The 14,412-nt window shown below is 46.6% G+C and carries 14 protein-coding genes; all 14 read right to left on the minus strand.

Translation table 11 applies throughout. The features are described from left to right. Window positions 1-4: 4 nt before the first annotated feature. The 14 genes from fliE to AB3351_RS09775 all read right to left on the minus strand — a co-directional run bounded on the left by fliE (window position 5) and on the right by AB3351_RS09775 (window position 14,197). On the minus strand, window positions 5-310 hold the full coding sequence (gene fliE, locus AB3351_RS09710; RefSeq protein ID WP_371146945.1) for a flagellar hook-basal body complex protein FliE: 306 nt from the start codon (window positions 308-310) through the stop codon (window positions 5-7). A gap of 11 nt (window positions 311-321) precedes the next feature. Next, window positions 322-783: a flagellar basal body rod protein FlgC gene (gene flgC, locus AB3351_RS09715; protein ID WP_371146946.1), complete on the minus strand. Its 462-nt coding sequence runs from the start codon at window positions 781-783 to the stop codon at window positions 322-324. A gap of 2 nt (window positions 784-785) precedes the next feature. Beyond that, a complete protein-coding gene (flgB, locus tag AB3351_RS09720; RefSeq protein ID WP_371146947.1) occupies window positions 786-1,193 on the minus strand; it encodes a flagellar basal body rod protein FlgB in 408 nt (135 codons plus the stop codon). A 267-nt stretch (window positions 1,194-1,460) separates the two neighbouring features. After that, window positions 1,461-2,240, minus strand: coding sequence for a GTP-sensing pleiotropic transcriptional regulator CodY (gene codY, locus AB3351_RS09725; RefSeq protein WP_371146948.1), 780 nt, complete (start codon window positions 2,238-2,240; stop codon window positions 1,461-1,463). 23 nt (window positions 2,241-2,263) lie between these two features. After that, complete coding sequence (hslU, locus tag AB3351_RS09730; RefSeq protein ID WP_371146949.1) at window positions 2,264-3,661, minus strand: ATP-dependent protease ATPase subunit HslU; 1,398 nt, start codon at window positions 3,659-3,661, stop codon at window positions 2,264-2,266. 15 nt (window positions 3,662-3,676) lie between these two features. Continuing rightward, on the minus strand, window positions 3,677-4,225 hold the full coding sequence (gene hslV, locus AB3351_RS09735; RefSeq protein ID WP_371146950.1) for an ATP-dependent protease subunit HslV: 549 nt from the start codon (window positions 4,223-4,225) through the stop codon (window positions 3,677-3,679). 24 nt (window positions 4,226-4,249) lie between these two features. Next, window positions 4,250-5,152: a tyrosine recombinase XerC gene (gene xerC / locus AB3351_RS09740; RefSeq protein WP_371146951.1), complete on the minus strand. Its 903-nt coding sequence runs from the start codon at window positions 5,150-5,152 to the stop codon at window positions 4,250-4,252. Window positions 5,153-5,286: 134 nt separating this feature from the next. After that, on the minus strand, window positions 5,287-6,606 hold the full coding sequence (gene trmFO / locus AB3351_RS09745) for an FADH(2)-oxidizing methylenetetrahydrofolate--tRNA-(uracil(54)-C(5))-methyltransferase TrmFO (RefSeq protein WP_371146952.1): 1,320 nt from the start codon (window positions 6,604-6,606) through the stop codon (window positions 5,287-5,289). An 18-nt stretch (window positions 6,607-6,624) separates the two neighbouring features. Then, window positions 6,625-8,706: a type I DNA topoisomerase gene (gene topA / locus AB3351_RS09750; RefSeq protein ID WP_371146953.1), complete on the minus strand. Its 2,082-nt coding sequence runs from the start codon at window positions 8,704-8,706 to the stop codon at window positions 6,625-6,627. Window positions 8,707-8,772: 66 nt separating this feature from the next. Further along, complete coding sequence (gene dprA, locus AB3351_RS09755; RefSeq protein WP_371146954.1) at window positions 8,773-9,888, minus strand: DNA-processing protein DprA; 1,116 nt, start codon at window positions 9,886-9,888, stop codon at window positions 8,773-8,775. A 142-nt stretch (window positions 9,889-10,030) separates the two neighbouring features. Next, on the minus strand, window positions 10,031-10,936 hold the full coding sequence (sucD, locus tag AB3351_RS09760) for a succinate--CoA ligase subunit alpha (protein WP_371146955.1): 906 nt from the start codon (window positions 10,934-10,936) through the stop codon (window positions 10,031-10,033). Window positions 10,937-10,957: 21 nt separating this feature from the next. Continuing rightward, a complete protein-coding gene (gene sucC, locus AB3351_RS09765; RefSeq protein ID WP_371146956.1) occupies window positions 10,958-12,118 on the minus strand; it encodes an ADP-forming succinate--CoA ligase subunit beta in 1,161 nt (386 codons plus the stop codon). Window positions 12,119-12,300: 182 nt separating this feature from the next. Next, a complete protein-coding gene (gene sda / locus AB3351_RS09770) occupies window positions 12,301-12,432 on the minus strand; it encodes a sporulation histidine kinase inhibitor Sda (RefSeq protein WP_371146957.1) in 132 nt (43 codons plus the stop codon). A gap of 208 nt (window positions 12,433-12,640) precedes the next feature. Next, a complete protein-coding gene (locus AB3351_RS09775; protein WP_371146958.1) occupies window positions 12,641-14,197 on the minus strand; it encodes a YifB family Mg chelatase-like AAA ATPase in 1,557 nt (518 codons plus the stop codon). Window positions 14,198-14,412: the final 215 nt, after the last annotated feature.

Consider the following 14,412-nt stretch of genomic DNA (forward strand, 5'->3'; position numbering starts at 1 on the left):
ATTGCTAGATTTGCATTCTCATAATCTCTTGATATGCTTCTACAGCCTTATTGCGAATCTGCATCGTCATATCGAGCGCCACGCCTGCTTTTTGGGAAGCAATCATAACCTGATGCAAGTCCTGAACTTGGCCTGTGGCCAATCCCTGGTTCATCGCTTCGCCTGCTTTCTGCAAAGCATTTACATCCTGTACCGCATTTTTTAAATACGTTGAAAAAGCGGTGGTAACCTCATTTGGTGTCGGGGATGCTTGCTTATCCTCTCCTAAGGAGACCTGCGGCAGCATACCTGCCCCAATTTTCTCAATCATGCTCTCGCTCCTTATTTACCAATCTCTAATGCTTTCATCGCCATCGCCTTTGAAGCATTTACGGCGGTTACATTCGATTCATATGCTCGTGTGGTTGACATTAAATCTATCATTTCTTTCAACATATCTACATTTGGCATTGCCACATATCCACGCGCGTTTGCGTCTGGATGGGACGGGTCATATACCATCTTCGGCGGTGTCTTATCTTCAATAATTTGCGTTACACGCACCCCATTTGCAGACGAGCCCCCCGTTTTGCTTACAGCAGATTGTAGGAAGTTATCAAAGCTTGCAGCACCCATCTTCGGTTCAACTACCGCCATCTTCCTTTTATAAGGCTGCCATTGCCCATTTACGTATTCTCCACGCGTGGTGTTCGCGTTGGAAATATTGCTTGAAATGACATCCATGCGTAATCGATTAGCCGTAAGCGCAGACGCACTAATATCAAAACTACCAAACAATGCCATGCTTATTTCCCTCCTATAATCGTCCGAAGCTTCGTAAACTGGCCTCCCGTCTGTTGGACAAGTGCGTTGTACCACATCTGGTTTCTGGCCAGATTGGACATCTCAAAATCAAGGTCGACATTATTTGCCGCATTTTGCATAGGCCCTGCGGCTTGATCCACCTGCAGCTTCGGCTGAAGCGTAGACAGCGAAGGTGCTCCAAAAGCTATATGTTTTGCATTCGTTCTATGAGCAGCGAAACTTGTCGAATTTCTTTCAACGGCTCTTTGCAGTTCATCTTCGAATGACACAGATTGCGATTTGTAATACGGTGTATCTACATTAGCAATATTGTTGCTGATCGCTCTCTGCCTCATCGTCGAAGCATCAAGCGCTTTTTCAAACATGGACAAGGTAGGTGTCGAAAACATCGTTTTCTCCTCCTTTCGGTGCATTTGTAAACTTATTACATTCTACTTGATTCCAAATAAAATCTCCAACACTATATTATTCCAGATCGGAAAAGCGTAATCCTTCCAATTCGACAAAATATGTGCATCTAACATGACAATTTTTATATTAGCAGATTGCGATAAATGAACAAAGCCCTATCTTAAAGATAGGGCTTTATCACCGGACACAAATTCATTAGTTGCTACGAGTTTATCGCTTTTTGTTACAAACTCACGAATTTTCCATTACGAGGTCTTTAATTTTTCAAGTTCTGGAAGAAGTTTTTCATTTAAGATCTTAATGTAGGTTCCTTTCATGCCCAAAGAACGGGATTCAATAACCCCTGCACTCTCGAGTTTGCGCAATGCATTTACGATGACAGAACGGGTAATGCCTACACGGTCGGCAATCTTACTTGCAACAAGCAGTCCTTCTTTTGCATCCAACTCTTCAAAAATATGTTCGACTGCTTCAAGCTCACTGTAGGATAGGGAGCCGATTGCCATTTGTACAACTGCCTTACTGCGCGCTTCCTGCTCAATCTCCTCTGCACGCTCACGAAGAATTTCCATTCCAACCACTGTCGCGCCTACTTCAGCGAGAACAAGATCATCATCTGTAAACGTCTCATTAACACGTGCTAATACAAGCGTACCCAGACGGTCGCCTCCACCGATAACCGGCACAATTGTTGTTAAGCCTTTCTTGAATAAATCTTTCATCTCTACCGGGAACGCCGTATACGGGCTCTCGATATCCAAGTTGGCGGATGTTTCATCTAAGCGAAGCAGCTGCGTGCTGTAATCGCCAGGAAAACGGCGTTCATCAAGCATTTTACGAATACGCTCATTGTCTACTTCTTGTGCAATAGCATAGCCAAGAATCTTTCCTTTGCGGCTTAAAACGAAAATATTCGCTTCAATGATCTCACTCATCACTTCTGCCATTTCCATGAAATTCACCGGATGTCCAGCTGTCTTCTGCAGCAGGCGGTTAATACGTCTAATTTTTGTTAGTAAATCCATTGTTGTAATTCCTCCTTCAATTTTTACAAAATATAACGACTCAAATCTCTGTCTTCTACAATGTTGTTTAGTTTCTCTCTCACATATTCCGGGGTGATGGTAATCTTCTCAAGTGTAATATCGGATGCTTCAAATGATAAATCTTCAAGAAGCTTCTCAAGAATGGTATGTAATCGCCTGGCACCGATATTGTCCGTATTCTGGTTCACCTCGGCTGCAAGTTTAGCAATCTCTTTAATAGCATCGTCAGAAAATTCAACTTTTATTCCTTCAGTCTCCAATAAGGCGACATATTGTTTGGTTAAAGCATTTTTTGGTTCGGTTAAGATCTGAATGAAGTCTTCCACCTTCAAACTATCAAGTTCCACACGGATTGGAAAGCGGCCTTGCAACTCCGGGATTAAGTCGGACGGCTTTGCCATATGAAATGCTCCAGCAGCAACAAACAGAACGTAATCGGTTTTTACCGGACCATATTTAGTCATTACTGTAGAACCTTCAACGATCGGCAAAATATCGCGCTGCACACCTTCACGCGATACTTGCGCGGAACTGGACTCTTTACCAGCGATCTTATCAATCTCATCAATAAAAATAATACCGCTTTGTTCCGCACGCTCAACAGACTCCTGAATCACTTCATCCATGTCAATAAGCTTCTGCGCTTCCTGCATTGTCAAAGCCTTGCGGGCTTCACGAATAGGAAGTTTGCGTTTCTTCATTTTTTTAGGCAAAAGATTACCAAGCATCTCTTGCATATTAATACCCATTTGATCCATGCCTGAACCGGAAAACATGTCAAACATCGGCGGCGCAGCATCTTCTACTTCAATCTCGATCACAGTATCTTCAAGCTGCCCCATGGCTAATTGATGCGCTACCTGGCGGCGCTGCTGCGAGAGAGAAAGGTCTTCTGGGTCGCTTGTCTGAGACTGGTATCCGTTCTGGTTGCCAAACAGCATCTCTAGGGGGTTTTTATACGACTTGTTATCACGTTTGCCTGGAACGAGGATATGGACAATGCGTTCGTTGGCCATCGCTTCTGCTCGATCCTGCACGTCTTCGGTCTTCTCCGCTTTGACGATGCGTATTGCTGTCTCTACCAAATCACGTACCATTGATTCAACGTCCCGGCCGACATATCCGACTTCAGTGAACTTTGTTGCTTCCACTTTGATAAACGGTGCACCTGTCAGCTTTGCCAGACGTCTTGCAAGCTCAGTCTTTCCTACACCTGTCGGTCCAATCATGAGGATGTTCTTTGGCACAACTTCGTCACGAATCTCATCTGCAAGCTTGCTGCGGCGGTAACGATTGCGCAAAGCAACGGCTACTGAGCGCTTCGCCTGCTTTTGTCCGACGATAAAGTAATCCAATTGTTCAACAATTTGTTTGGGTGTTAAACTTTCAGGATTTTTCAAGGCATTGCCTCCTCGTCATTCATTGATTTCTTCAACAACCAGGTTGTGATTGGTATAGACACAAATATCTGCGGCGGCTGTAAGAGCAGCCGTAGCAATCTCACGCGCCGTTAGGGTAGGAGCATGCTGCTTAAGTGCTCGGCCCGCCGCAAGCGCATAATTGCCTCCAGAACCGATCGCTAGAATGCCGTCATCTGGCTCAATAATCTCACCAGTGCCTGATATGAGTAGCATATGTTCTTTGTTCATAACAATCATCAGGGCCTCTAGCTTGCGAAGCACTTTATCTAAGCGCCAGTCTTTTGCCAGCTCAACGGCGGCGCGCTGCAGGTTCCCATGGTATTCTTCAAGCTTTGCTTCAAACTTCTCAAATAGCGTAATCGCATCCGCAACAGATCCGGCAAAACCAGCTACAACTTCACCATGATAGAGGCGGCGTACTTTTTTTGCTGTCTGCTTCATAACTACGGTATTGCCTAATGTAACTTGACCGTCGCCGGCCATTGCTCCGCTTCCTTCGTGGCGCACAGCAAAAATTGTAGTGGCGTGAAAGGTCATCTCCATCGAGTTCCCTCCATTTATATTATTTTACGCCCGTGGATGAGCTTGGTTGTATACCATTCGCATTCTCTCTCTCGTCACGTGCGTATAAACTTGCGTCGATGAAATGCTGGCATGCCCAAGCATTTCTTGTACGCTCCGTAGATCAGCCCCGTTTTCTAACAAATGGGTAGCGAACGTATGACGAAACGTATGTGGACTTACTTTCAATAATTCACTTGCCTGCTCTACATATTTATTGACGATGCGGCGCACGCTGCGGTCCGTAAGCTTCTCTCCCCGGACATTGACAAACAACGCGTCTGTTTTTTGCTGCTTTCCAAGGTGCGGACGCCCTTGCTGTATGTATTGTTCGTATGCCCGTAAGGCATGCTCTCCAAGCGGCACATATCTCTCCTTTGCGCCTTTTCCAAATACTAATGCAGTACCTGCCCGCACATCCACCGAGCGAAGCGTAAGCCCTGTAAGTTCTGATACCCGGATTCCGCTTGCATATAACACTTCTAGAATCGCGCGGTCCCGGAGTCCAACTGGGCGACTTGTATCCGGCAATGCAAGAAGGGCCTCGATTTCTTTTGGAAACAAGAAATTCGGAAGCTTCTTTGCCAATTTCGGCGTTGCCGCCATTGTAAACGGATTGTGCTCTACCATCTCCTCACGCACCATAAATCGGTAGAAGCTTCTAAGACTTGATAGCTTACGGGCAATGGAACGTCTCGCATACCCATGCGTATGAAGGTCTGTGAGATAGCTGCGGACATGGACATACGAAACAGCAGCATACTCCGCTACACCATGCTGCTTCATGAATGCCGTAAAAGCCAGGATGTCTTTCTCGTAGTTCGTTACCGTTAGAGGAGAAGCATTCTTCTCAATCTGCAGGTATTGTTTGAACAACAGAAGCAGTTCGTCAGGCTCCACGCCTTCCATGTATGTACCTCCTCACCGAGTACCAACGCATACGGGACGCGGCACTGCCGCATCCCGTTTACAATTCTTCCCGTAAAAATACCCCGCAGGGAAAACCTAGCTTTTAACCGTCGTTAGTATATCATAACCCCATATTAGCTGCAACTTAAATTGTGAAGGTTTCGGGAAAAATTCTGAATTTTATCCAGTGCACGCTGGGCGTACTGTTCATAGCGCTCTTTTTTATTCCGTACTTTCTTCTCAAGCGGCGGAAAAAGACCAAAATTCGCGTTCATTGGTTGGAAATTATCCGGGTTAGCTGTAGTAATATAATGTGCCATACTTCCCATTGCTGTCTCTCCAGGAAATACAACCGGTTCGAGTCCGCGAGCGAGCCTGCCTGCATTAACACCAGCTGTAAGCCCAGAAGCGGCTGATTCTACATAGCCCTCTACTCCAGTCATTTGACCGGCAAAAAACAACGTATTCCGATCCTTGTATTGATATGTCGGTTGAAGAAGGCGCGGCGAATTGATGAACGTGTTGCGGTGGATGACACCGTAGCGTACGATTTCGGCGTTCTCAAGTCCCGGAATCATGCCAAATACTCGTTTTTGCTCCGGCCACTTCAAATGAGTTTGGAAACCTACGATATTATAAAGCGTTCCTGCGCTATTATCCTGACGCAGCTGCACAACGGCGAACGGCTGCTTGCCCGTACGGGGGTCGGTAAGCCCTACAGGTTTCATTGGGCCAAACAGCATCGTCTGCTTTCCTCGCTTAGCCATTACCTCAATCGGCATGCAGCCCTCAAAAAATACCTGCTTTTCAAACTCCTTGAGCGGCACCTCTTCTGCTGTAATCAGCGCATCATAGAAGGCGTTGAACTCTTCTTCATTCATCGGACAATTTAAGTATGCCGCTTCCCCTTTATCATAGCGTGAAGCAAGAAACACCTTCTCCATGTCGATCGACTCTTTCTCAAGGATTGGAGCCGCAGCGTCATAGAAGTATAAGTAGCCTTCACCGGTAAGCTCCTGCAGCCGCTTTGATAAGTCAGGCGACGTTAGCGGTCCGGTTGCAATAACGACAATCCCATCGGGAATCTCTGTAATTTCTTCATTGCGCACCTCGATGCGCGGATGATTGCGGATACGCTCGGTTACGGCTCCTGCGAACTCATGCCGGTCTACCGCGAGCGCACCACCTGCAGGTACCGCGCAATTGTCTGCCGCCTGTATAATTACAGAGGATAACTGCCTCATCTCTTCCTTAAGAATACCTACCGCATTCGTCAGCGCATTAGCACGCAGCGAATTACTGCATACAAGCTCCGCGAATTTATCCGTATGGTGAGCCGGGGTACTGCGCACAGGGCGCATCTCATATAATATGACGTCTACCCCTTGCTCTACAATCTGCCAGGCCGCTTCGCTGCCCGCTAGACCAGCACCGATGACTTTTACTTTTTCCATAGTTTCTAAAATCCCTTCTTACGATGTTTCTTCTTGATAGTCACATTCCGAGCAGTGGACGGTTGGCCCTTTATTCTTCCCTTTGCCCTTCTTCTCCACCAGCATTTTGCCGCACTTCGGACATGTGCGCGGAAGCGGCTTATCCCATGATACGAAGTCACATTCCGGATAATTATTACACCCATAAAATAACCGATTCTTTTTACTCTTACGTTCAACGATCTCTCCGGTTTCACACTTTGGACATTTCACACCGATTTCTTTTACAATCGGCATCGTATTACGGCAGTCCGGAAACGCGGAGCAAGCGAGGAACTTGCCGTAGCGGCCCATCTTATATACCATTTGGCTGCCGCACTTCTCGCATACGACGTCTGAGACCTCATCTTTAATCTCAACTTCCTGCATATGCTTCTCAGCCACTTCAAGGCGCTTAGCAAAGTCTTGATAGAAATCATCAAGCACTTCTACCCACTGGGCTTTACCTTCTTCAATATAATCGAGGTCGCCCTCCATCTTGGCCGTGAACTTCGTATCCAGGATTTCTGGGAAGAATTCCTCCATTAAACCGAGCACGATCTCCCCTAATTCAGTCGGAACAAAGCGGCGGTCCTGCATCGCCACATAGCCGCGCTTTTGAATGGTATCCAGCGTAGGCGCATAGGTACTCGGTCGACCGATGCCCAACTCTTCTAGCGTCTTGACAAGGCGCGCCTCCGAATAGCGCGGCGGCGGCTGTGTAAAGTGCTGCTTCGGCTCCATTTCCGCAAGCGCTACCTCTTGCTGCTCTTCAAGCGGCGGCAGCATTTTGTCCTCTTCCTTCTGGACATCGTCTGTACCTTCTACATACACTTTCATGAATCCTGGGAATTTCACTTGGGAGCCGTTTGCACGAAATGCAGCATCGCCTACGGTAATGTCAGCTGTGACTGTATCTAATACAGCGGAAGCCATCTGGCTAGCAATAAATCGTTCCCATATGAGTCGATATAGCTTTAGCTGATCACGCGATAAGTACTCTTTGAGCGTAGCAGGATCTTGCGCAATTAATGTAGGACGAATGGCTTCATGCGCATCCTGCGCTCCTTCCTTCTTGCCAAACTGGCGCGGCTCGCTAAGCGCATAGGCTTCACCATATGTTTGTGTGATATGTTTTTTGGCTTCCTCCTGCGCTGTCGGGGAAATTCGGGTCGAGTCTGTACGCATGTACGTAATCAGACCCACTGTCCCTTCTTTTCCGATATCAATACCCTCATACAGCTGTTGGGCTACCATCATCGTCTTAGCCGCACGGAAGTTTAGCTTACGGGCTGCTTCCTGCTGCAGCGAGCTGGTAGTGAACGGAGCGGCAGGGTTTCTTCTTCGCTCCCGCTTTTTGATGTCAGAGATAATGTAGGATTCGCCTTCAATCTTGCGCAGAAGTTCCTGTACTTCTGCCTCGGACGTCAGCTCCACCTTCTCCTTGCCATAGCCGTAAAACTTGGCCTCAAATGTTTCTTTGCCTGCTTTCAGATACGCGGTAACCGACCAATACTCCTCCGGCACAAACGCGTTAATCTCCTTCTCACGGTCGATGACAAGCTTGGCGGCCACCGATTGTACGCGGCCTGCACTCAATCCTTTTTTGACCTTTTTCCATAGCAGCGGTGAGATATTATAGCCAACCAGGCGGTCGAGAATCCGGCGCGTCTGCTGGGCATTGACCAAGTCCATATTGATCTTGCGCGGATGCTTAAACGCTTCCTTAACCGCCTGCTTCGTAATCTCATTAAATACAACACGACAAGGCTGTTCTTCATTAATGTTTAAGCTGTGGGCGAGATGCCAAGCAATCGCCTCGCCCTCACGATCCGGGTCAGCCGCTAGATAGATGTTTTTAACTTTTTTCGATGCGTCGCGTAATTCTTTTAGCACGTCGCCTTTGCCCCGGATTGTGATATATTTTGGTTGGAACCCGTCCGCAGCATCGACTCCCATTTGACTTTTTGGTAAGTCTCGCACATGACCCATGGATGCTTTTACAATATATTTTTTCCCGAGATATTTCCCGATTGTCTTCGCCTTTGCGGGAGACTCCACTATTACCAGTGAATCTGCCAAGCATGCTTCCCCCTTTTTCTGAAAGAAAAGAATTCCTCCTATTATTAATTACAAAAGTTGCGTTTGTCAAACATCTTCCTTATTCTTTATCCGGACGAATGACGGTCCGGGTAGTTGCATAATGCATTGTTTTACTTGCAAAGATAACAAAAGATAATGCAAATAGCTAGTAGAAAAAGCGGTTCGACATAAAATCTTATCATATGACACCGCTTCCCCTCCTATAATATCAAGCACTGCGGCTTCTTCTTCTGTAAGAATTGACGGGGCGGAGCGCGTTTTTTCGTTTGTATTTTCATTTGTATCCGAAATAAGTTCCGGATATTCACTTAGTATATCGTGAATATTCTGCACAAGTTTACTTCCCTGTTGAATCAGCCAGTGACAGCCTGCGCTTTGTGGGGAGTAAATGGAGCCTGGGGTGGCAAATACATCGCGCCCTTGATCCAAAGCAAGATCCGCCGTAATCAGGGAGCCGCTGCGCGAAGCGGCTTCTATGACCAGCACACCGCGGGCAAGTCCGCTGATAATCCGATTTCGCTCTGGAAAAAAGCCTCGCAGTGGCGCTGTTCCTGGTGGATACTCTGATAGAATAACTCCTTTTTTACGAATTTCAAAAGCCAATGCGCGATTTTCTGCCGGATAAATGATGTCAACGCCACACCCTAGCACAGCGACAGTAGCGCCGTCTGCAGCAAGCGCGCCTCGATGCGCTTCGCTGTCAATGCCACGCGCCATGCCTGACACGACGGTTATGTTCCGTTCTGACAGCTCTCGAGCCAACTGTCTTGCGATATTCTTTCCGTATGTAGTAGGCTTTCTGCTCCCTACAAGTGAAATACACGGCCGATGGAGAAATTCCAACTCTCCTATTATGTATAAAATCTCAGGGGCATCAGGAATTTCAAGCAGCAGCGCAGGATATGCGTGATGATACTGGGTCAGAACTTCAATTCCACTCCGATTCCACTTGTGTACTCGCTCCATCGCTTTCTCCAAGCAGAACTCGGAACGAATTCGTTCTGCTATCTTCGGCGTCACCCGCAGCATCTCCTGTATCTGTATGGAGGAATAGCGTGAAAAATCCACCGCTTCTCCTAGATTTCGTGCAGATCGAAGTACACTTCTCCCTACACCGCTGCTGTGCGCTAACGCTACAAGCATATATTCCTGTTTTTCCATTTTTCCTCACCCTCTTTTCTATTTGATTTTACTTTCGAGGAAATATATGGAAAATCCTTCCTGTTAAAAAATTAAACCATACCACATTCATAAAAAAGGGAACGCCCTTCGGCGCTCCCTTTTCTTCTTACTTATTCTTTACTTATTTAATGGTTTTGCAAATCTCAAGCAGACCATGATCTTTTAATGCTTCAATCATTGTCTGACCCATAACAGCCGGCGTATTGGCTACACGAATACCGCAAGCTTCCATTGTTTTAATCTTCTCAGCAGCCGTACCTTTACCACCAGAGATGATAGCGCCAGCATGTCCCATACGCTTTCCTGGAGGCGCTGTCTGTCCGCCAATGAAGCCAACAACCGGCTTCTTCATATTCGCTTTTACCCACTCAGCTGCTTCTTCTTCCGCTGTACCACCGATCTCGCCGATCATGATGACAGCTTCTGTATCCGGATCATTATTGAACAGCTCAAGGCAGTCAATGAAGTTCGTGCCATTAACCGGGTCGCCACCGATACCGACTGCAGTGGACTGGCCGATTCCATTCGTTGTCAACTGGTGAACAGCTTCATACGTCAGGGTACCAGAGCGGGATACGATGCCCACTTTACCTGGAGCATGAATATAGCCAGGCATGATACCGATTTTGCACTCACCCGGTGTGATAACGCCCGGGCAGTTCGGTCCGATGAGACGTGTCTTGCTGCCGCTCATATAACGGTTTACTTTGACCATGTCAAGCACCGGAATACCTTCTGTAATACAAATAACAAGATCCAGTTCAGCGTCTACCGCTTCCATGATGGCATCTGCTGCAAAAGGAGCCGCTACATAAATAACAGATGCGTTCGCTCCTGTTTCTTTTACAGCCTCTGAAACGGTATCAAAAACCTGGAATCCTTCTACCTCTGTGCCGCCTTTTCCAGGTGAAGTACCGCCAACCATTTGCGTACCGTAATCGCGGCAGCCTTTCGCATGGAATAAACCAGTAGCACCAGTAATACCCTGAGTGATTACTTTTGTATCTTTATTGATAAGAATACTCATAACTCTCCAGTCCCACCTTTCTTATTTCACCAAGGAAACGATTTTTTCCGCGCCATCTGCCATGGATTCTGCTGCCACGATATCAAGGCCGGATTCGTTAAGAATTTTCTTGCCAAGGTCTACATTCGTACCTTCAAGACGCACCACAAGCGGACGATCAAGGCTTACTTGCTTCGCTGCCTCTACTACGCCTTCTGCAATAACGTCACACTTCATGATACCGCCAAAGATATTAATAAAGATTCCTTTTACATTCTCGTCAGATAAAATCAATTTGAATGCAGCCGTAACCTTCTCAGCCGTAGCACCGCCCCCAACATCGAGGAAGTTAGCTGGGTCGCCACCGTAGAACTTGATAATGTCCATCGTAGCCATTGCAAGACCCGCACCATTAACCATGCAGCCAATGTTGCCATCAAGTGCGATATAGTTTAAATCATAGTTGGATGCTTCGATCTCTTTTGGATCTTCCTCATCAAGGTCACGCAGTCTCATAATGTCTTGGTGACGATACAGCGCATTGGAATCAAAGTTCAACTTCGCATCCAGTGCCATAACGTTACCGTCGCCTGTTACAACAAGCGGGTTAATTTCTGCAATTGAGCAGTCTTTATCAGCAAACGCCTGATACAGAGCCATCATGAATTTCACGGCTTTGTTTACCAGGTTGTTTGGAATATTAATGGAGAACGCAAGCTTGCGTGCCTGGAATGGCAGCAGACCTACAGCCGGATCAATTACTTCTTTGAAGATTTTTTCCGGTGTTTTTTCTGCTACTTCTTCGATTTCCGTACCGCCCTCTTCAGATGCCATCATGACAACACGGTCCGTATTGCGATCTACAACAACGCCAACATAGTATTCTTTTTGGATGTCGCAGCCCTCTTCAATAAGCAAGCGCTTTACTTCTTTGCCTTCCGGGCCTGTCTGGTGTGTTACAAGCACCTTGCCCAGAATCTCCTGCGCATATGTACGAACCTCATCGAGATTTTTCGCAATTTTAACCCCGCCTGCTTTTCCGCGTCCGCCGGCATGGATTTGCGCTTTCACGACATAAACGTTCGTATCCAATTCTTTCGCTGCTTCTACTGCTTCGTTGACCGTGAATGCCACTTTCCCGTTCGGCACAACAACGCCGTACTGCTTAAGTATCTCTTTACCTTGATACTCGTGGATATTCATTCTCCATCCTCCTAACCACAATTTGCATAAAATAAACGCATCAAGCTTCTCCCCTGGCAAGCTCGTCTGCGCAATACAGTATAGCTTATTCGGCACAATTCGGCAAATACCTGCATGCTTTCCTAATTTTTCTGATTTTTATTTAGCCAAAAAAATAAAGCAGACGCTGAATATCTGCTTTATCAGTGCGGCGGGATATGTAGCTCCCGTTTATTTATTTCTTCGATTAAAAGTACAATAAAATCTTGTTCCAATTGTAAGTGCATAGCTTTTACATAGGCATCAAGCAGTGCTTCATCCGTGAGTAAATGCATCGACGCCCCTCCCTTTTTTATCTATTTCTCTCTTTTTTCCATATTGTAACATCAGGGTACTATTGGAACAAGCACACCATTATCCACAGGGCGCTGTGAATAACCTGTGTAAAAAAACTCAAACCTACTGCAAATTCTGCACTTTTTCTGTAGATATCGTTATCCACAACGATTCTTGTCGAAAAATTTTTATCGTTTATCCAATTTATTACTCTTTCCAATGTTTTTGCTCAAGCATTCGATATTGAAACGCTTCGGCCACATGCTCTTCCGCCACATGTTCACTTCCTTCTAGATCTGCAATCGTGCGGGCTAATTTAATGATCTTATCGTATGACCGATTGCTAATTCCGCTGTTCTCATACAACGCAGACAGCCATGAGCGAACGGAAGATGAGAGCGGAATATACTGCTCAAGAAACCGACCTTCAACCTCAGAATTATATGTAAAAGATGTCCTACGATAACGATATGCTTGCTTCTCTCTCGCTGCCTGTACACGGCTCCGCATAACCGCTGATGTTATCATGCTTGTTTCATTTATTTCATCGAGACGAACACGCGGAACCTCTACCTGAAGATCAATTCGATCTAGCATAGGGCCGGAGAGTTTCTTCCAATACCGTTTAATCTCTTGTAGTGAACATGTACAGGACTGCTTGTCCGTCTCAAAGCGATAGAAACCGCAGGCACATGGATTATACGCGGTTAACAGCAGTACCCGGCTAGGAAAAGAAAGCTTCGCATCCTGCCGAACTAAAGTCACCTGGCCATCTTCTAGTGGCTGACGCAGCGCTTCTAGCACATGCCGGGAAAATTCCGCCCACTCATCTAAAAACAAAACACCATGATGCGCCAGACTAATTTCACCAGGCTTTAGCGATACTCCGCCGCCTATCATTCCAACTCCTGTAATGGAGGTGTGCGGAGCACGAAACGGAGGATAGGGAGCCTGCTTCCACCGCTCGGACAGCAGCCCACAGGCGCTATATATGGTATCAACAATCAGCGCCCTCTCTTCATCTAGCGGAGGTAGAATCGTAGGAAAACGCCGGGCCAGCATGGTCTTGCCTGTTCCGGGCGGTCCTATCATGCTTAAATGATGGGCGCCCGCCGCCGCTACTTCCATCGCTTGTTTTACATGGCGCTGTCCTTTTACATCACTAAAACAACCCAGACCTCCCCTAGTGCTTTCTGCTCCAATAAAAATCGGATTTTCTGCTAGAGTATAAGCGTTTGCAAGACGTTCTTCATCCGGAGATGAGCAGAGCACCGCACATTCTTGCAGCGTATGAACACGAAGAATCGGAAGCTTTGTACGCTCCACATCTTCCGTGCAAGATGCAGGTATAACCGCACCTGAGAATCCGGCCTGCTTGGCAGCAAGAATCATCGGGAATAGGCCGTGCAATGGACGAAGCTTCCCTTCAAGAGAAAGTTCACCCAAAAAAATCCAGTCTACCAGACGACTATCGATACGCAACTGATTGCTTGCAAGCAAAATGCCCATTGCAATCGCCACATCAAGCATCGAGCCTGCTTTGCGCACATATGCTGGAGCAAGATTAACCATTAGTCGTTGCAGAGGAAAGGAGTAGCCGCTATTTTTTACTGCTGATTTCACACGATTGCGTGCTTCACGTACAGATGAAGCCGCAAGACCGCTAATCTCAAAATACGGAAGCCCATTTGCTATATCAATCTCCACCTCAACCGGCATGCCTTGAATCCCTAATACCGTCGCACTGTAGACTTTGGCAAACATCAAAACCAACTCCTTTTTTGTTAAAAATTACCATATATTTTCAACAAAAGATAGAAGGATTTTTGTCACCAATAAAAAAAGCACCTGCATTACTGCAGGTGCAAGAAAAGGAGGTGTTACACGTCGAGTACACTATCACTATATGCATATGCATACCATTGTATGTGGACAGGTGTCATGGGATCAGCAATTTTTAGGCGCCTAATTTTATAGAT

This window comes from Aneurinibacillus sp. REN35 (assembly GCF_041379945.2).
Taxonomy (GTDB): Bacteria; Bacillota; Bacilli; order Aneurinibacillales; family Aneurinibacillaceae; genus Aneurinibacillus.

Coding starts and splice junctions, on each gene's coding strand:
- sucC (WP_371146956.1), bottom strand. CDS start 12,118: ATGAATATCCACGAGTATCAAGGTAAAGAGATACTTAAGCAGTACGGC.
- trmFO (WP_371146952.1), bottom strand. CDS start 6,606: ATGGAAAAAGTAAAAGTCATCGGTGCTGGTCTAGCGGGCAGCGAAGCG.
- flgC (WP_371146946.1), bottom strand. CDS start 783: ATGGCATTGTTTGGTAGTTTTGATATTAGTGCGTCTGCGCTTACGGCT.
- xerC (WP_371146951.1), bottom strand. CDS start 5,152: ATGGAAGGCGTGGAGCCTGACGAACTGCTTCTGTTGTTCAAACAATAC.
- dprA (WP_371146954.1), bottom strand. CDS start 9,888: ATGGAAAAACAGGAATATATGCTTGTAGCGTTAGCGCACAGCAGCGGT.
- fliE (WP_371146945.1), bottom strand. CDS start 310: ATGATTGAGAAAATTGGGGCAGGTATGCTGCCGCAGGTCTCCTTAGGA.
- codY (WP_371146948.1), bottom strand. CDS start 2,240: ATGGATTTACTAACAAAAATTAGACGTATTAACCGCCTGCTGCAGAAG.
- sucD (WP_371146955.1), bottom strand. CDS start 10,936: ATGAGTATTCTTATCAATAAAGATACAAAAGTAATCACTCAGGGTATT.
- AB3351_RS09775 (WP_371146958.1), bottom strand. CDS start 14,197: ATGTTTGCCAAAGTCTACAGTGCGACGGTATTAGGGATTCAAGGCATG.
- flgB (WP_371146947.1), bottom strand. CDS start 1,193: ATGTTTTCGACACCTACCTTGTCCATGTTTGAAAAAGCGCTTGATGCT.
- sda (WP_371146957.1), bottom strand. CDS start 12,432: ATGCATTTACTCACGGATGAAGCACTGCTTGATGCCTATGTAAAAGCT.
- hslV (WP_371146950.1), bottom strand. CDS start 4,225: ATGGAGATGACCTTTCACGCCACTACAATTTTTGCTGTGCGCCACGAA.